This window comes from Bradyrhizobium sp. USDA 3397 (assembly GCF_054060965.1).
The window spans coordinates 3,811,908-3,826,500 of sequence record NZ_JBSSDS010000001.1; the positions used below are offsets into that span (position 1 = coordinate 3,811,908).

The 14,593-nt window shown below is 58.9% G+C and carries 8 protein-coding genes and 2 pseudogenes; 2 read left to right on the forward strand and 8 right to left on the reverse strand.

From position 1 onward, the window contains the following. Nucleotides 1-154: 154 nt before the first annotated feature. Nucleotides 155-664, reverse strand: coding sequence for a hypothetical protein (locus tag ACVWYQ_RS17560; protein WP_456726124.1), 510 nt, complete (start codon nucleotides 662-664; stop codon nucleotides 155-157). Between the two features lie 233 nt (nucleotides 665-897). Here ACVWYQ_RS17560 and ACVWYQ_RS17565 point away from each other — a divergent pair. Further along, nucleotides 898-1,633: pseudogene (locus ACVWYQ_RS17565) on the forward strand (transposase); the annotation flags it as partial. A gap of 441 nt (nucleotides 1,634-2,074) precedes the next feature. Here the strand turns inward: ACVWYQ_RS17565 and ACVWYQ_RS17570 are convergent. The 5 genes from ACVWYQ_RS17570 to ACVWYQ_RS17590 all read right to left on the reverse strand — a co-directional run bounded on the left by ACVWYQ_RS17570 (nucleotide 2,075) and on the right by ACVWYQ_RS17590 (nucleotide 10,726). Next, nucleotides 2,075-2,986, reverse strand: a complete 912-nt coding sequence (locus ACVWYQ_RS17570; protein ID WP_456726125.1) for a pantoate--beta-alanine ligase — start codon at nucleotides 2,984-2,986, stop codon at nucleotides 2,075-2,077. 199 nt (nucleotides 2,987-3,185) lie between these two features. Continuing rightward, nucleotides 3,186-4,685, reverse strand: coding sequence for a pentapeptide repeat-containing protein (locus tag ACVWYQ_RS17575; RefSeq protein WP_456726126.1), 1,500 nt, complete (start codon nucleotides 4,683-4,685; stop codon nucleotides 3,186-3,188). A 1,017-nt stretch (nucleotides 4,686-5,702) separates the two neighbouring features. Then, complete coding sequence (locus tag ACVWYQ_RS17580; RefSeq protein ID WP_456726127.1) at nucleotides 5,703-7,130, reverse strand: MATE family efflux transporter; 1,428 nt, start codon at nucleotides 7,128-7,130, stop codon at nucleotides 5,703-5,705. A gap of 1,977 nt (nucleotides 7,131-9,107) precedes the next feature. Beyond that, a complete protein-coding gene (locus ACVWYQ_RS17585) occupies nucleotides 9,108-10,526 on the reverse strand; it encodes an amidase (protein WP_456726128.1) in 1,419 nt (472 codons plus the stop codon). Then, nucleotides 10,523-10,726: a hypothetical protein gene (locus ACVWYQ_RS17590; RefSeq protein WP_456726129.1), complete on the reverse strand. Its 204-nt coding sequence runs from the start codon at nucleotides 10,724-10,726 to the stop codon at nucleotides 10,523-10,525. Before ACVWYQ_RS17590 ends, ACVWYQ_RS17585 begins: the two co-directional genes overlap by 4 nt. A gap of 649 nt (nucleotides 10,727-11,375) precedes the next feature. Between ACVWYQ_RS17590 and ACVWYQ_RS17595 the strand changes: the two genes are divergently transcribed. Continuing rightward, on the forward strand, nucleotides 11,376-12,401 hold the full coding sequence (locus tag ACVWYQ_RS17595; RefSeq protein WP_456726130.1) for an IS110 family RNA-guided transposase: 1,026 nt from the start codon (nucleotides 11,376-11,378) through the stop codon (nucleotides 12,399-12,401). A gap of 320 nt (nucleotides 12,402-12,721) precedes the next feature. On the opposite strand, the pseudogene istB reads toward ACVWYQ_RS17595, so the two are convergent. Together istB and istA are read right to left on the reverse strand one after the other, a co-directional pair. Next, nucleotides 12,722-13,461 (reverse strand): annotated as a pseudogene (istB, locus tag ACVWYQ_RS17600) (IS21-like element helper ATPase IstB). After that, on the reverse strand, nucleotides 13,455-14,558 hold the full coding sequence (gene istA, locus ACVWYQ_RS17605) for an IS21 family transposase (protein ID WP_456726131.1): 1,104 nt from the start codon (nucleotides 14,556-14,558) through the stop codon (nucleotides 13,455-13,457). The pseudogene istB and the gene istA overlap by 7 nt, the downstream one beginning before the upstream one ends. Between the last annotated feature and the right edge of the window lie 35 nt (nucleotides 14,559-14,593).

Here is a 14,593-nt window from a genome sequence, read left to right on the forward strand (position 1 = left end):
AAAATGCTTTTTACGTTTGTCAATGCGCGCCACGACGTGCCAGCTCCGCTTCACCACCCTATTTGGTCGCGGGGCCAGGAATGGAAACATCGCGACTTCATAGCTCGACTCGACATTGGGAAACGAGATGATCGGTTGTCGCGACGCGAGCGAGTCATTTCGGTTGGGCAGCTTCAGGCCAATCTGCGAATTCCATCTCGAATTGACGAGAACTGACGGGTTTGATCGTGAAATTTAAGGTCCTTCCTGAGAGAGCCACCAACGATCCGGATGCGAACTTAAATACCATCTTACCGGAAGTTGCCATGCCAATAGCCCTGTTGTTCTCCGTGACAGAGGAACCGGTCGCCTCCAAGAGTTGACCAACCGCAATTCCGTCGAGCGCGCGGTAAACGTCGATAGAACCCAAGTACCTACCTTTCTCACTGTCCCACTCGCTGACCGACAGTCCCGTAATTCCCCCGTCCTTCAACAAACCATCTGTAACGCGGCAGGTGTATTGAAAGCTTACAATGGTACGCCCATTCCGATCGCCTGTCGGCTCTCGATCGGTGCCATCTATGGTGCACTCGTAGCGCCGCGTTGCGTCCGCGCGCGCAATCTCATTCAGCCAAAGCAGTCCGCAAAGGACACATAGTACCATACACAGAGAGAGCTGTTTCATTGCCTATACTCCGCCGATATGCCAGCGTAGTGTTGTACAACCTGACGCTACGACCGGTTCAAGCGCATCGAATGTGTTCGGATGGGTGCTCCTCATAGTCACATCTGCATGTTTGTAGGCACCGGAGTACTCGCTGGAATGAAGCTCAACGCTGCTGGAGAGCACAACGAGCAATTCGATCATAAGGATCAACGGCGGCTCAGAAACAATGTATCGGCGGTTAAGCCGCGTTTGGAGTTCTCCGGTCCCTTCCGCGACCGCTGCCGCACTCCGATCTCGCGTTCATGTCTCGACTGGCTCCATCTGGAGTTTCCCTCCGCCGGTTTGCGAATGCCGAGAGGCCGGCGACGAGAGGTGCAAGATCTGCCGCTGGCACGTGAAGACGCTGATGATGCGGCGGATGGGGTTAGAGGCGCTCTATCGCGGTCCGCGCACCACCAGACCCGAGCCCGGCCACAAGATCCATCAATATCTGCTGGGCGTCATCGAGATTACGCGACGAACCAGGTCTGAGCGATGGAACCACCTACATCCCGATGGCGATTGGATTCGTCTATCTCGCGGTGGCGCTGACGGGCAAAAAATCGCGTTCCGCCCGCGACTGTCGAACACCATGGAGGCAGCCTCAAAGTCGTGACGCTGGAGCATGCCTTTGCTGGTCATGGCAAGCCGGACATCTTCAATACGGACCAGGGCTATCAGTTCACTGGACAAGATTTTACCGGCGTGGTCGCCGAGAAGGGCATGGCGATCAGCATGGATGGCAAGAGCGCATGGCGGCACGACGTATTTGTCGAACGGCTCTGGCGCACCGTCAAATACGAGGAGCTGTACGTGACAGCGTCAGCCGGGCGCGCAGCTCGATCGGCATATGCTGAACTTCCGTAACAATAGGCGTCCCATTCGGGTAATGGCGGCAGGGCGCCGGATCCCGCCTCCTTTACCCCTCTGTCATTCCGCATGGGAGCCCAAGGCCGGCAAAGGTCGATCTACCGACGCGGAATCGGGACCGGCTTTATTTCACTTGAGGAACTTACAACGGGGGCGTCCGCGAAGCTGCAATTCCCCGATCTGTATAGGTGGACGACCTGGCCTGTCATGAGGTCGCCGCGTAAGAGACGTGCGCGACCAGCGCGATCGACGTCAGCGTAGTCCGCCAACCGGACCTGCGGTCAACGGGATCAATGTATGGCGGGACTATCGCTCGCTCGCAGATCACTTGCTGCTCCTCTCCCCCGGAGACTCGTCAGCGTTTCGAGGACCAATTGGCAATTAAGTCCGAGGTGTCGCGTAAAGCGAGGAGCTTCGGCTGGAGCGAGAGCAACTCGCTAGAGGCAAGCAGCAGGTTGAAGATGAAATTCGAGCCGCCTGCCCGTTGAGCGACCAATGCACGAACTGCCGCTGGTCTCTTCAAGCCCGCGCTTGCGCATGGCCACCAGACTCCCACCTTTCAGGCAACTCGATCCATATATCTGCTGGCCCATGCAACAGTGTATCCTGATCCGGTACAAAGATATTGTCAGGCACTCTGAGGCCACGACCAAGGGCGACTCCACTGATTATAAACGGAAGCTCGATCCGCTTCTGATCTTCAAAGCTGTCCGCGCCAACAATGCGAAGGGATTCCAATTCGAACCGCCGGAATTTTATCAGCCGTCTTGCCGACGCTATCAGGTCTTGGGCGCAAGACACTCCCCGCACTGCCTCTTTTCTCGCGTGGTCCAGCGCCAGGAAGAGGGACGAAAGCTCGTCCAGCTCGGAACGATTGAAGTGTCGCAAACGTGATGAAATAGGCACTCCGTTCTTGTATCGCACTGTCGGCACAAAGCGTATCTCGCAATCAAGAAGCAGGTCTGCCACCGCTCGCTTCACGAGAAGGGCCTGTCCAATATCCTTCAAGCCGAAATAGCTACGAGATGGCCGCGCGAAACAGATCCAGCGGATGCATCCGGTGATACCTTCCATGAGGAGGCCATGAGGCCCGTTCGCACGCAGCGGATAATCCCCTTGAGACACAAACGTTCGATATCCTGGCGGGAACATCTCCGCGTCCGTCGTGGAAATGACGGCAGAAGCGCCCGCTCCTAGCGCAAGCGCAATATCATCCTGTAGATTGAACTCGTATTCAGGACCTGGGCTGAGCTGAATCTTGTTCGGATAGACTGTGACAATGGCCACATCGTTCTCGACTGCGGCCCTCTTGATCAATTCCACGTGCCCCTGATGCAACGCACCTAGCGTGTGTACTGTGCCGATCGTTCGACCTCGTCTTGCCATGTCAGCGAGGAACGCCTTGCCAGCCGAAAGAGACGCTTGATGCATATATCCTGCTCCGTCTTGTTGATTGCACAGCAGCTTGGCTGCTCGATCAGACAGGAAGCGTGGTGAGCGATACCCTCGCACTGGTCTCCCCGCGGCCACTCAACAGCGCCTGGGAGCGCGGCCATAGCGGGGACTGTGCTCCTCCATTTTCTTCTGTGATGACATCTGGCCTCGATCGCCATGCGCATTTTGGCTTAAATCAGCTCGATCCCTCTCGACCGCGCCTCATTAGCGATGAGAAGTCAGCCAGATACTCTGAAGGCTTGTATTTCCGATCTTCGACGCCCTCCAAAGCGCCCTCGAGCCCCGGACATCTGTCGGCAAAGAACGGCGGTTCAAAAGTCGTTATCTCTGCATCCGAAAAATCAGTCTTTACAAAGCTTGCCTGGAACGGCGTTACTCCACTCAAGTTGGCCTTGCGGAGGGACGACTGATTCATTCGAACATATGCAGTACGGGCGGCTTCTAGATTGCTGCCGGTCATTCCTGCTGCAATATATGACTGAACAAGGTTTGCTCCTTCGAAATTGGCACGATTCAAGGCCATAGATTGCGGAGGATCACCGGTAATCATTGATCGATAGAGATACGCCTGTGAAAAATCAGCGTCATCGATATCGCAGTCGCGTATAAACGCACAGCGCGCACGAAAGCTGCCCAATTGAGCGTAACGCATCGTGCTTTCGGTAATTGAAATGGTTTCTCCTGATGCGCGAGATAGATCAGCCCCATCGAGCTGGCAAGAGCGAATAGATACTCCGTTCAACACCGCGCCGACGAGGTTGGCGCTGGCCAGATTCACAGACAGAAGTCGCGCCTCAGACAGGTCTGCCTCCCGAAGCTCTGCCTTTGCAAGACTTGAGAGGCTGAAATCCGAAAAGGGGGCGCTCAGCGCTTTGGCCAGGATGCGACCGCTCGCCTTTGAAAGCCTGAAATAGGGAAGATGAGCGTTTTCCAGAACGAGACCATCGACCGAAGTGGGCCGCAGGATCGATAGACACTCCCCTCTCGACTGCAGAAGCGAGCTGCCGGTGAGATGCGCCTTGGTCATTGTAACCTGGCTCAACTTGGCAAAATGGAAGGACGAGCGAGGCAGGTAGCATTCATTGAACGTCGATCCTTGCAGTTCGGCGCCATCAAAGACAGCCTGGCTTGCGTCACACTGATAAAACAGGACTCCACTTAGGACTGCATTGTCGAAATGCGATCTCCTCATGCTGCATCCGTGGAACAGGCTACCTGTTGCATCGATGAGATTGCGCAAACTTGCATCATCGAAATTGCAGACCTGAGCGGCGATGGCATGCATATACGCAAAATCGAGCTTGGCTCCGCGGAAGCTTGCTCGCTCTAATCCTGGGCAGATAAGGTTGGCCTCGGACAGATCGGCTCCATCCAGCTTCGCTCCGTGCAGTTGCGCACGATTGAGAATGCATCGCCGCAGCGGAAATCCGGATAGATCGTGACCGTTAAAGTTCTCGGAGGATAGCTGCAGGCCGATGCCAGTTTTCTTGATCGCTTCCTCGGTTCGCTTTCCCACTGCGACGAACGCGGACGCGCGATCACTGTTTCGGCTCCAGTAGCGGACAAAGTCACCATCTGCCGAGGATTGGCTTATCGTCGGTGGACGGATTCCCAGCTGCTCCTCATGCACGCTGACCTGGCTATTGGTATCGATTGCCTGCGTCACTGTCGACATCTTCCATTCTCGATGATGAGCGCAATTTCTCAGCCTCCTTTACGAGCGATATTCTGCATGGCCTTGCCTGTTTCAGGTAGCCGAAGTTTGCGCCTTATAGCGCTGTTGGGACTCCTTTGTGCGCCTAGCATCCTGCCTCACCAGGATGTAAACTACCTGACCGGCCCTTATGAAACTGTTCCATCAAGAGCCGACGCACGCGATACGCCAAAGCAAGTTGTGGCAGACGGAGGTGATCTCCCCACGACTTCCCCACGGATTTTTATCAGTGTGTCGACAGTAGACCGAAGAAGCCGCAACTTGGGTTACCTCCATGCATTCGTTATTCTAGCAGTCAGCCTTTACGAGGCACTTCAATAGCAATGTCTGTGCCAGCCCTCATCTATCCTGAATTGACGTTGAATGCGTGCTCAGAAACGGACGCGGCAGACGCCGCCAGAATTTTCGTAACTGAGAGCACTCACGTCTCTGTCACAAACGGGACATGGTTCGCAACGCTTGGGACGGCAAGTCCCGCTTGTTCTCTGAGGCTTGACCCGAAGGGGCCCGAAAGCGATGTCGCTCTCTATGACGATCCAGCTTTAGTTTCCTTCAATGCACGTACGTGCATTCTCCAGATGTCGAACCATTGGGCCAAAAATCGCCACCCGCATTCCGTTCCTCAGCTTTTTGTCCAGCGACGCAGTTCCTCCCCGGAAGTTCGCCGACAAAGTCGCACGAGGTTATGGAGGGCAGAGTTGGGACTAGCGGTCCACATGAACGCGCGTGAAATTGCCAGAACGGAGAAAGCTTCCGCTTTATTTTGCGGCGTCGGCCATGCCGGATTGAGTTGTCCAGATGGGGCAAGTTCGGTTGGCACATTGGTTTCGATGTGCATTGGCCCCGCTACTCCTGGTGACACGCGGTTTAGCATCTTCTTCCCAATTAAACAGCTTGCCGCGGTGAGAAGGCAGAGCGACTCTTTGTAAGTAGCCTCGCATTGCTAGGATTGTCATTCGCCAATAGCCGTGATTACCATCAAGTGGCAGCTTTGAGAGCACGCCTGCTCGCCAGCAGTTGGAAACGCAGGACGAGGAGCCCTGCATAGATGGTTGTCCCGATTGACAAGCCAATCCAGATACCAATCGCACCAAGACCGATCTTCAAACCGAGCACGTAGCCAAGTGAGAAGCCAATCAGCCAATAGGCAATGCCGACGAACAGAAGCGGCACCCGGGTGTCCTTCAGTCCGCGCAGACCGCCCGCCGCGATGCTCTGCGCGGCATCAGGGACAAGAAGGCTGGCTGCGACGATAAGGAGCTCTGCGGTTAATCCGATCGTTGCGTCGGCATCTCCGGCCGATTTGTCCAGAAACAGCTCGGCGATCTCAAGACGCGCGACGATCACCGCAATTGTCAGCAGGGCAGCGACTAGGCTGCCGAGCAGTATCGCGACAAGGCCTGCCCGCTGGATGCCGGGACCGTCGTTGCGGCCGAGCGCGTGGCCAACGCGCACGGCTGCGGCCATGCTGATGCCGAATGCGATCATGGACGTGATCACCGTGATCTGAAGCGCGATCTGATGAGCAGCGAGTGCACTGGTGCTGATTAGGCCGGCGAGGAGCGCGGCAGCCGACAAAACTCCGTACTGCATCACGGAGGCGATTGAAACTGGCGTTCCGATCACGATCAGCTGTCGCAAGAAGGGCCAATCGAGTTGCCAGAGATCTGCAAGCACGTGGTAGTCACGGAAAGGACGGCGCATCGTGGCAAACCACAAACCGGCCAGGAACATCGCACAGTTGACTAACGTGCTCGCAAGTGCCGCCCCGAAGAGCTCAAGCCTCGGCAGCCCGAACTTGCCATAGACCAGCAGATACACGAGCAGGGCATTGAGGGGGATCGCCGCCAGTGTGATCCACAAAATCGGCTCCGGCCGGTTGACCGCACTCATAAAATTTCGGATGACCTGAAGCCATAGCGCCGGCACCACGCCCAAGGCCAGTCCGAACAGATATTGCTGGGCGAGCCGCGCCGCGTCTGGCGCCTGACCGAAAGCAAGCAATATTTGCTCTCCGCAAACCGCAAGCGCGATGATCGGGAACGATAGCATCAGCGCAGCCCACAGGCCCGTGCGCAGTGCGCGCTGTACCATAGCAAGATTCCCTGCCCCATAGGCCTGCGCCGCCAAAGGTGCGATTGGCGCCAGCAGGCCCGCGCCAAAGGTGAAGCTGACGAGATAGAGCGTGACGCCCAGGGCGGCCGCGGCGAGTGCCTCAGGCCCGAGGCGCCCGATAAAAGCAAGATCTGTCGTCATCATCGCGACCTGCGCAAGCTGGGTCAACACCATCGGCCACGCGAGCTTCACAGTTTCGCTGAGCTCGATGGTGAGCTGTTGGCCAGCCGCCCGTTTCGTCGCCCTCTGCCGCAAAGCTGATATAGGTCGTGTTTCGACCGTTTTGTTCATGGATTGCTGCTCGATCCTGCCTCGTCCGCAAACGACGTCTTGTTCCGCCGAGAGGGATGCTCTTTCCCGCCCTGAATTCGTGATGGCCTACCGACGCGGAAGCAGACGGCCCGCTGGGGCAGCTGCGGTTCGGAAGAGGCGCGCATCGACTTGGACCTGCCGCTGAGCTTGGGGTCTGGCGACTGCTCGCCCGCTGATGAGCGCCTTGATCGGCGCCTCCGCCATCGCATCGACTTTTTGGCGCGTGCTAACCGAAGAAGACTGGTAAGTGCCTGGCACGCCGAAGGGTCGGTCATCGGCATCGCGCGATCGGTGCCAGCGCGGACAGCGATATTGGTTTGATCGATCACGGTGAAGGAACCGTGCGAGAGCGCGCATCCGGACGAACAACGGCTTCTGAGAATCGAAATCGCGCGCGAGGCATAGGTGAACTGAGAGGCCTTCATCTTGTGAGCCATCACTGCAATTTCTCGAGCATGCGAGTGCTGAATGACAGCTCCTTTTCAAGGCTCGTGCCAACGGTGATAGCTTGATTTGTAAAGGCTATTTGCTCTAGCGGACGTGTCCTGCGCTCCGACAATATGTCGCAAATCCCACAGTCGGCAGCAGAGACGCCCCCAAAGCGCGCAGACGTTCGGCTTTATGCACCGCAGGAATCCCGATAGACAGACGCGGAGATGACAATCCATCCGAGCTCACCAGCGCCCGAACCAGCTAGACTTGGACGGTGGCGATCAAGGTGAGACTTCCCAGCCAGAGTGTCGCGCTATAATTTATCGCCGTATCCGTCCGCAGCACAACATCTCCGATCGCAATCTCAAGCTTGATCGCCGGAACCTGACGCTCCTCCAACGCATCTTCCACGACCAGTGGCGCGAATGTCGGATGCGACGCCTCGCACGGCGGCAACATGCTTCGCCGCCGAAACCGCCGCCGCCAATCGTAGATCTGTCAGCGCGTCGCTCCATGCTTGCGCGCTACTTCGGGCACCTGGGCACCGGGTAACAGGCTCTCGCCGACGATCCGAGCTCTCTCAGCTTCCGAACGCACGCGGCGTCCCGATGGTCCTTCAAGAACCTCCAGCCGGCTCACCGACCCCGCCGATGAGCCGTCCAAATGGACGTCCGTTTTGCTGTCCAATCCCATCCCAAACCTCCGTCCAAGCCGGAAGCTTCTTCGCACAACTATCCCGATCCCAAAGCAAGGGCTCCAGCTAAGCGCTTACGTAACGGCAATGGAGAAGCAATGCTTTGCCGATCGACCCTCATTCCAAATGGACATTACGTCCTAGCAATTATGATTAGCTTTGGATTTTGGATGGCATCGTCCCGGTAATCCGACGCACTAACGTTCAACAACACCCATCTGCTTACGCGCGGATACAGCAGCACAGCCTTACAATGCATACCGCTATACTTTGCCGTAAGAACCTGCCTGGTTAAGAGGGCCGCCGACCAAGGCGAGCTGCTGAATGCGCCAGAAATCTTGCCAAAGACACCTCTATCTCACCACTTTGGTGTTGAAGTCCTATGCCATGAATTGTTTCGTAACCTGAGGAATTTATTTGTCACGATGGATTGCGGCCGTCGCATCAAACCGATCAATAAACTTCGCGGCGCGGTAGTTCGACCGCCTCCTTACGTCGGCAATGCGCTCTTCGCTTGGAACTTTTTGTACCGTCGCAACGCCTCAGGTGACCGATGCGGAATTTCCGCCAGATGCTCTGCGCAAGGAGCTGTGGAAGTTTGCAAACGAGCGGCGGCTTTTCGGATACTACTGATCATTCTTCTCAGTCTAGAAGGCGAGCCCTCCGGGGTCATTTGCTCTTCCTGGCTGTACCGTGAAGAACGTCCGGCGGTAAGTAAGCGAAGGGTGCGGCCGGCGCGCAGTTGGTACACGGTCCCCGTCCTGATCGAGGCGCGGCCCACTGCGGCGCCGATCCGGAATGTCGTCGTTGTGCTCGCTTCGATTTCATCCCTAAGCCAGCACCGGCGGGCGGCGCTTGTGCCAATCGGTCGCTTGCTGATAGGCGTCGGCCACTTTGAGCACGTTGGCCTCGGCGAAGGGACGGCCCGTGAAGGAGATGCCGATCGGCAGCCCGTTTGGATCGAAGCCGCAATTCACGCTGACCGACGGCAGGCCCAAGTAGTTGAAGAGCGCGGTGTTAGCGCAAGTCCTCAAGGACCTGGCACGGGCGTCGGCTGGCCCGTTGGCGATGTCAGTTTCGGCGAGGGTCGGGAGGCAGATAGGGATGGTGGGCGTCGCCAGTATGTCGACGCGGCCGAACACCTGTTTTGCAAACTCGGTCAGTATTGGTCCGCGTCGCGACGAGGCTTCCAAATAGCAAGCCGCAGGGATGGCGTAGCTCGCATAGAACCAGCTCGATATGTGCTGGCCATAGTCCTGTGGGCGCTTACGCATCCACTCGGCATGGATGGTGGCCGCTTCGACTCCCATCACGATGTCGGAGTAAGTATTGATCGCGTCCAGGAGTGGCAGCGAGACGCACCCAACTGTTGCACCGCGTCTGGTTAGCACCCTGACTGCCTCCTCAAATGCGAGCGCCACCGGCTGATCGGCGTTGTCCAGGAAATACGTCGTCGGGATTCCGATTTTGAGTTCGTCGAGCTTGCCATCGAGTGCCGCCTCGTAGTTAGGCACCTTCTCGGACGAACTGGTCGGGTCCAAGCGATCATGCCCGGCGATCACCGAGAGAATGCGCGCGCAATCGCGGGCTGTGCGGGCCAGCGGCCCGACGTTGTCTAAGGAAAAGGAGAGCGGCATGACGCCGGTGCGGCTTACGCGGGTCTGGGTCGGTTTGATGCCGGTGACGCCACAGGCTGCCGCGGGCAGCCGGATTGAGCCGCCGGTGTCGGATCCCAGCGCCGCATACGTCATGCGCGCGGCCACCGCTGCACCAGAGCCCGAGGACGAGCCGCCTGCAATGTATGGTAGGTTCCACGGGTTGTGACAATCACCAAATTCCCTGTTATGCCCGGTCCCGTTCGCCGCGAACTCCGCCATGTTGAGCCCGCCGAAACTGTACGCGCCTGCCGCATCCATGCGGGCGAGCACGGTCGCGGTCACCTCGGGAACGAAGTTCTTGCGGATGCTTGAACCGCCGGTGCAGGGCTTGCCCTTGCGGTAGTACATGTCCTTGTGCGCCATCGGCACGCCATGCAGCGGACCGAGCCTGGCACCTCTCTTGACCGCTTGGTCGGCTCGGCGCGCAGATTTGCAGGCACCTTCGTAGTCTAACCAGATGGTGGCGTTGAGCTCTCTGCCCGCCCGTTGGACATTGGCATAGCAGGCATTGAGGAGCTCGAGCGAAGATAGCTTGCGTTTGCGGACAGCGTCCGCGGCCTCAGTCAAGGTGAGATCGGCGGGATCGCTCATCGAGCCATTCCCTTTGCCCGAATGAGCGCCGCCTCGAAGCTCGCCGGCTCGTCCTCGAAGCGCAAGGAGCCGCGCAGGCTCTCGACCCTGTGAATCAGGTCGACGACCCCGGCGGCCCTGCGCTTGGCCTGCTCGTTCGGCGCTGAGATGGCGTGCCACGTCGATATGCACCATTCGACACGCTCGAAAAAATCGATCATTCGCCCCTTCCTCCGATGCTTGTGCCACGTATTGTAGTGGCCGAATAGGCCAAGGGGAGCCCAAGCCGAAGCTGAAGGCAGATGTGGCTCGCCAGGAAGCTACTTGTATTCTCCTTTGACGCCGAATATCCCCAATAAGAGAGCTCACGTGACCGAAATTGTGCGTCCAACCACAAGAATCGAGCGTCGACCTTGGGTCGAGGCCAGCAAGGCACGACAGTTGACCTGAGTTCTGGAACGATCAGGTGGGTCGACGCGATCGCTGTTCCGGACTTGCCGCCGGCATTCTGCTGTCGCTGGCCCTGATTCGTAACGAGTGAGCGCGGCAGGGGCGGACAGGACCTGCGCGAAGCAGCCTCTCCGGTGTGGTGATTGAATCGCGACGTGCGGTAATCACCGAAAACGCGGCGGCCGGGCTATTCGGGTTATAGAAACTGCTCTCCCCCAAGCGCGAGATTCTAGTGGCTTTGCATAGAGATTATGGCTCTTTGGAAGCGTTGGGTAGGCGCGTCCCATTTTGGCGCGGGCCTTTTCTATCGGAAGAGCTTCGTCTGCTGTTGCTGCTGTGATGGGGTGGACGCCCCCTCGACGGCATCGATGTGCCAAAGTGAAGGGTGTGGAACAGCCATCACAGAGAGAGGAAGCGTCCGTGAACGAAGTGAGCACGATTGGACTAGATTTAGCGAAGTATGTCTTTCAGGCCCATGGAGCCGATGCCACCGGAAAGGTCGTTTTTCGCAAACAGCTGCGCCGGAATAAGCTGCTGGCATTCTTAGCCGAGCAGCCGGCTTGCCTCGTGGCGATGGAAGCCTGCTCGGGCGCGCATTACTGGGCTCGTGAGATTGGCAAGCTCGGCCATGAAGTGCGGCTAATCCCACCGGCTTACGTGAAGCCCTTCGTCAAGCGGCAGAAGAACGACATGGCCGATGCAGAGGCGATCTGTGAAGCAGCGCAGAGGCCGACCATGCGTTTCGTGCCCGTCAAGAGTGAAGAGCAGCAAGCGAGCGCGGTGGTGTTTCGGACCCGCGACCTGCTGATCCGGCAGCGGACCCAGGCGATCAATGCTTTGCGTGGTCATCTCGCTGAATACGGGGTGATCATGGCAAAGGGCACGGCCCATGTCGGAGAGCTTGTCGAGCGCGCAATGGATCCAAAAACCAATGTGCCCGAAGCGGCACGGTTCGTACTCGACATATTGATCAAGACGATGGAGACGCTGGAAATGCAGATCAAGAAACTCGACAGCGAGATCACCCGTCGCGTCCGAAAAGAAAAAGATGCCCGCCGTTTGATGACAATCCCAGGCGTGGGACCAATGACGGCGACGGCGTTGCTTGCCCTTGCGCCTGCCGCCGGAAGCTTCCGGTGCGGACGCGACTTCGCCGCATGGCTGGGGTTGACCCCGTTGCAGCGGTCCACGGGCGGCAAACAGAAGCTGGGTGCGACGTCGAAAATGGGGGAGCGAACGTTGCGACGGTTACTTGTCATCGGCGCGACTGCGGTCGTGCAGCAGGCACGGCGGCGAGGCACTTCACCGTCATCGTGGCTCGGGCGCATGATTGCCCGCAAGCCACCTATGCTGGTAGCCACCGCTCTTGCCAACAAGATGGCCCGCGTCGTCTGGGCTCTGATGGCCAACGGTGGGGTCTATAAAGCTCCGGCTGTGGCGGCATAGCCGTCCGGTCAGAGGTCGTCGAGATGTAGGAAGGTCAAACGGAAGGTATGGCGCAACAGTCGAGAGACGGGGTTGGGAAAACCAGTACATGCCCAAGTGCTATCCAAGCACGCCGCTGTGATTTGGACCTGATCCGCGAACTCCCATACGGGCCCGCGACAAATGACGGTCGCATCAAAGGCCGGACAGATGTCAGCACCTGACTACAGCGCAGCGCTTGACGAAAGATTCTTCTTGCATCCCGGGGGCGTCCACAGAGGGCATGTGGTCAACGCCGGAGGCGTTGTCCAAGCGAAGCGTCATGTCCACAGGCCCCATGCTCAGGCCTTGCGAGCCTGCTGAGCCCTGGTGCCACGCAGGCTTTCGCCGGAGAGGTCTTGCCGGTGGCCGTTGTGGACCAGCCGGTCGAGCACGGCATCGGCATAGGTGGTGTCGCCGATCAGGGCATGCCGTTGATCGACTCGCAGCTGGCTGGTGACGATGGTGGAACGGCGGCCGTAGCGATCCTCGAGGATCTCCAGGAGATCATGGCGGGCGGCAGCATCGAGCGGCTCGAGCCCCCAATCGTCAAGGATCAAGAGATCGACGCGGCCGAGCGCGCGCAACAGGCGCTGATGGCGGCCATCGCCGCGGGCCATGACGAGCTCGGATAACAGGCGTGGGACGCCCTGATAGAGCACCGAGCGGTTGTCGCGGCAGGCCTTATTGCCGAGCGCCGAGGCGAGCCAGGTTTACCGACACCGGCGGGTCCGCAGATCAGGAGATTGGTATGCGCATCGATCCAACCGCCTTCGGCAAGTTGAGTGAACAGCGCGCGATCGAGGCCGCGCGGCGTGCGGTAATCGATGTCATCGACGCAGGCCTGCTGGCGCAGCTTGGCGTAGCGCAGGCGAGCGGAGAGGCGCTTGTCGCGACGCAAGGAGGATTCGCGATCGAGCAGCAGCGCCAGCCATTCGGCATGACCGAGGCCATTGGCCTCGCCAGAAGCCTGGATATCGATAAAGGCTTGGCCATGCAGGCCAAGAGCGTGGAGCTGATCGAGTCTCGGATGGGTCAGCACGTCTGTTCTCCTAATTGTAGTAGCGCGGCCCGCGGATGTTGGGATGGACGATCGCAGTCCCGTGTGCAGGACGACGATCGAGGTTGTTGGCGAGAATTGATTTGACCGAGCGGTAGTGCGCGCGCTGATGTCGATCGCACGCGCGGCGGCGGCTTCGAGCCGTTCGCGGCCATAGAAGCCTGATGGTGCCGAGACAGGCCCGGAAGCCCTGCTCGGGATACGGTCGCTCGTCGCGGATAAGATTGCACAGTGCCACAACGTCGCAGGCCCGATCGCCGCGGCATCCTTGCGGATGCGCTCGACGGTTCAGCCGGCGTAAAACCGACTGGAGGGGCCATGTGCTCGGGCACGGTGGTGTGCTTATGATTGCCGCTCATTCGCTGATGCGCGGCAATGCGCGCTCGCCCTTGTGGAAGATCTCCACCGTGCGCGCGGTAAGCCGCACCTCGACCGGCGCGGACGAAGCGATGCGAAACGCTGTAGTAGTGGTCTGCGACATCGACGTGATAGTCGAGGCTGACGCGGCGGACGCGCCACTCAGCGAAGACGCAAGGGGCCGCCGGCAAAGCCTTCAGCGCCGGCCGATCGATCTCGTCGAACAATTGCCGGCGCGTCACGCCGAGCCGGCGGATCGGGCGCTCGTCATTGAGCCTGTGCAACATCGCACGGATCGCTGCATTGAGATCGGCGAGGGTGTGGAAGACGCGGTGGCGCAAGCCAACGATCAACCAGCGCTCGATCACCAGCACCGCCTGCTCGACCTTGGCCTTGTCGCGCGGACGGCGCGGCCGTGCCGGCAGAATGGCCGTGCCGTTATGCCCCGCCATCTCGGCGTAGCTGCGATTGATCTGCGGATCGTAGAAGCACGCCTTGATCACGGCGGTCTCGGCATTGTCGGGTACGACCAGCGCCGGCACGCCGCCGATCGCCTCGAACGCGCCGACATGACCGCTGATCCAGTCGGCCAGTCCTTGCGTCCAGGTCGCCTGCGCGTAGGTGAAGCCCGAGGCGCCCAACACTGCGACAAAGATCTGCGCGTTCCGAATCTCGCCGGTCAGCCGGTCGACCACCGGCACGCCGTCACCCGCATAGTCCACGAACAGCTTGTCGCCGGCGGCATGCGATTGGCGCA

Bases quoted from the DNA above. Each gene is read 5' to 3' on its own strand.
- ACVWYQ_RS17575 (WP_456726126.1), bottom strand. From the start codon at position 4,685: ATGTCGACAGTGACGCAGGCAATCGATACCAATAGCCAGGTCAGCGTG.
- ACVWYQ_RS17590 (WP_456726129.1), bottom strand. From the start codon at position 10,726: ATGATCGATTTTTTCGAGCGTGTCGAATGGTGCATATCGACGTGGCAC.
- ACVWYQ_RS17570 (WP_456726125.1), bottom strand. From the start codon at position 2,986: ATGCATCAAGCGTCTCTTTCGGCTGGCAAGGCGTTCCTCGCTGACATG.
- ACVWYQ_RS17580 (WP_456726127.1), bottom strand. From the start codon at position 7,130: ATGAACAAAACGGTCGAAACACGACCTATATCAGCTTTGCGGCAGAGG.
- ACVWYQ_RS17585 (WP_456726128.1), bottom strand. From the start codon at position 10,526: ATGAGCGATCCCGCCGATCTCACCTTGACTGAGGCCGCGGACGCTGTC.
- ACVWYQ_RS17560 (WP_456726124.1), bottom strand. From the start codon at position 664: ATGAAACAGCTCTCTCTGTGTATGGTACTATGTGTCCTTTGCGGACTG.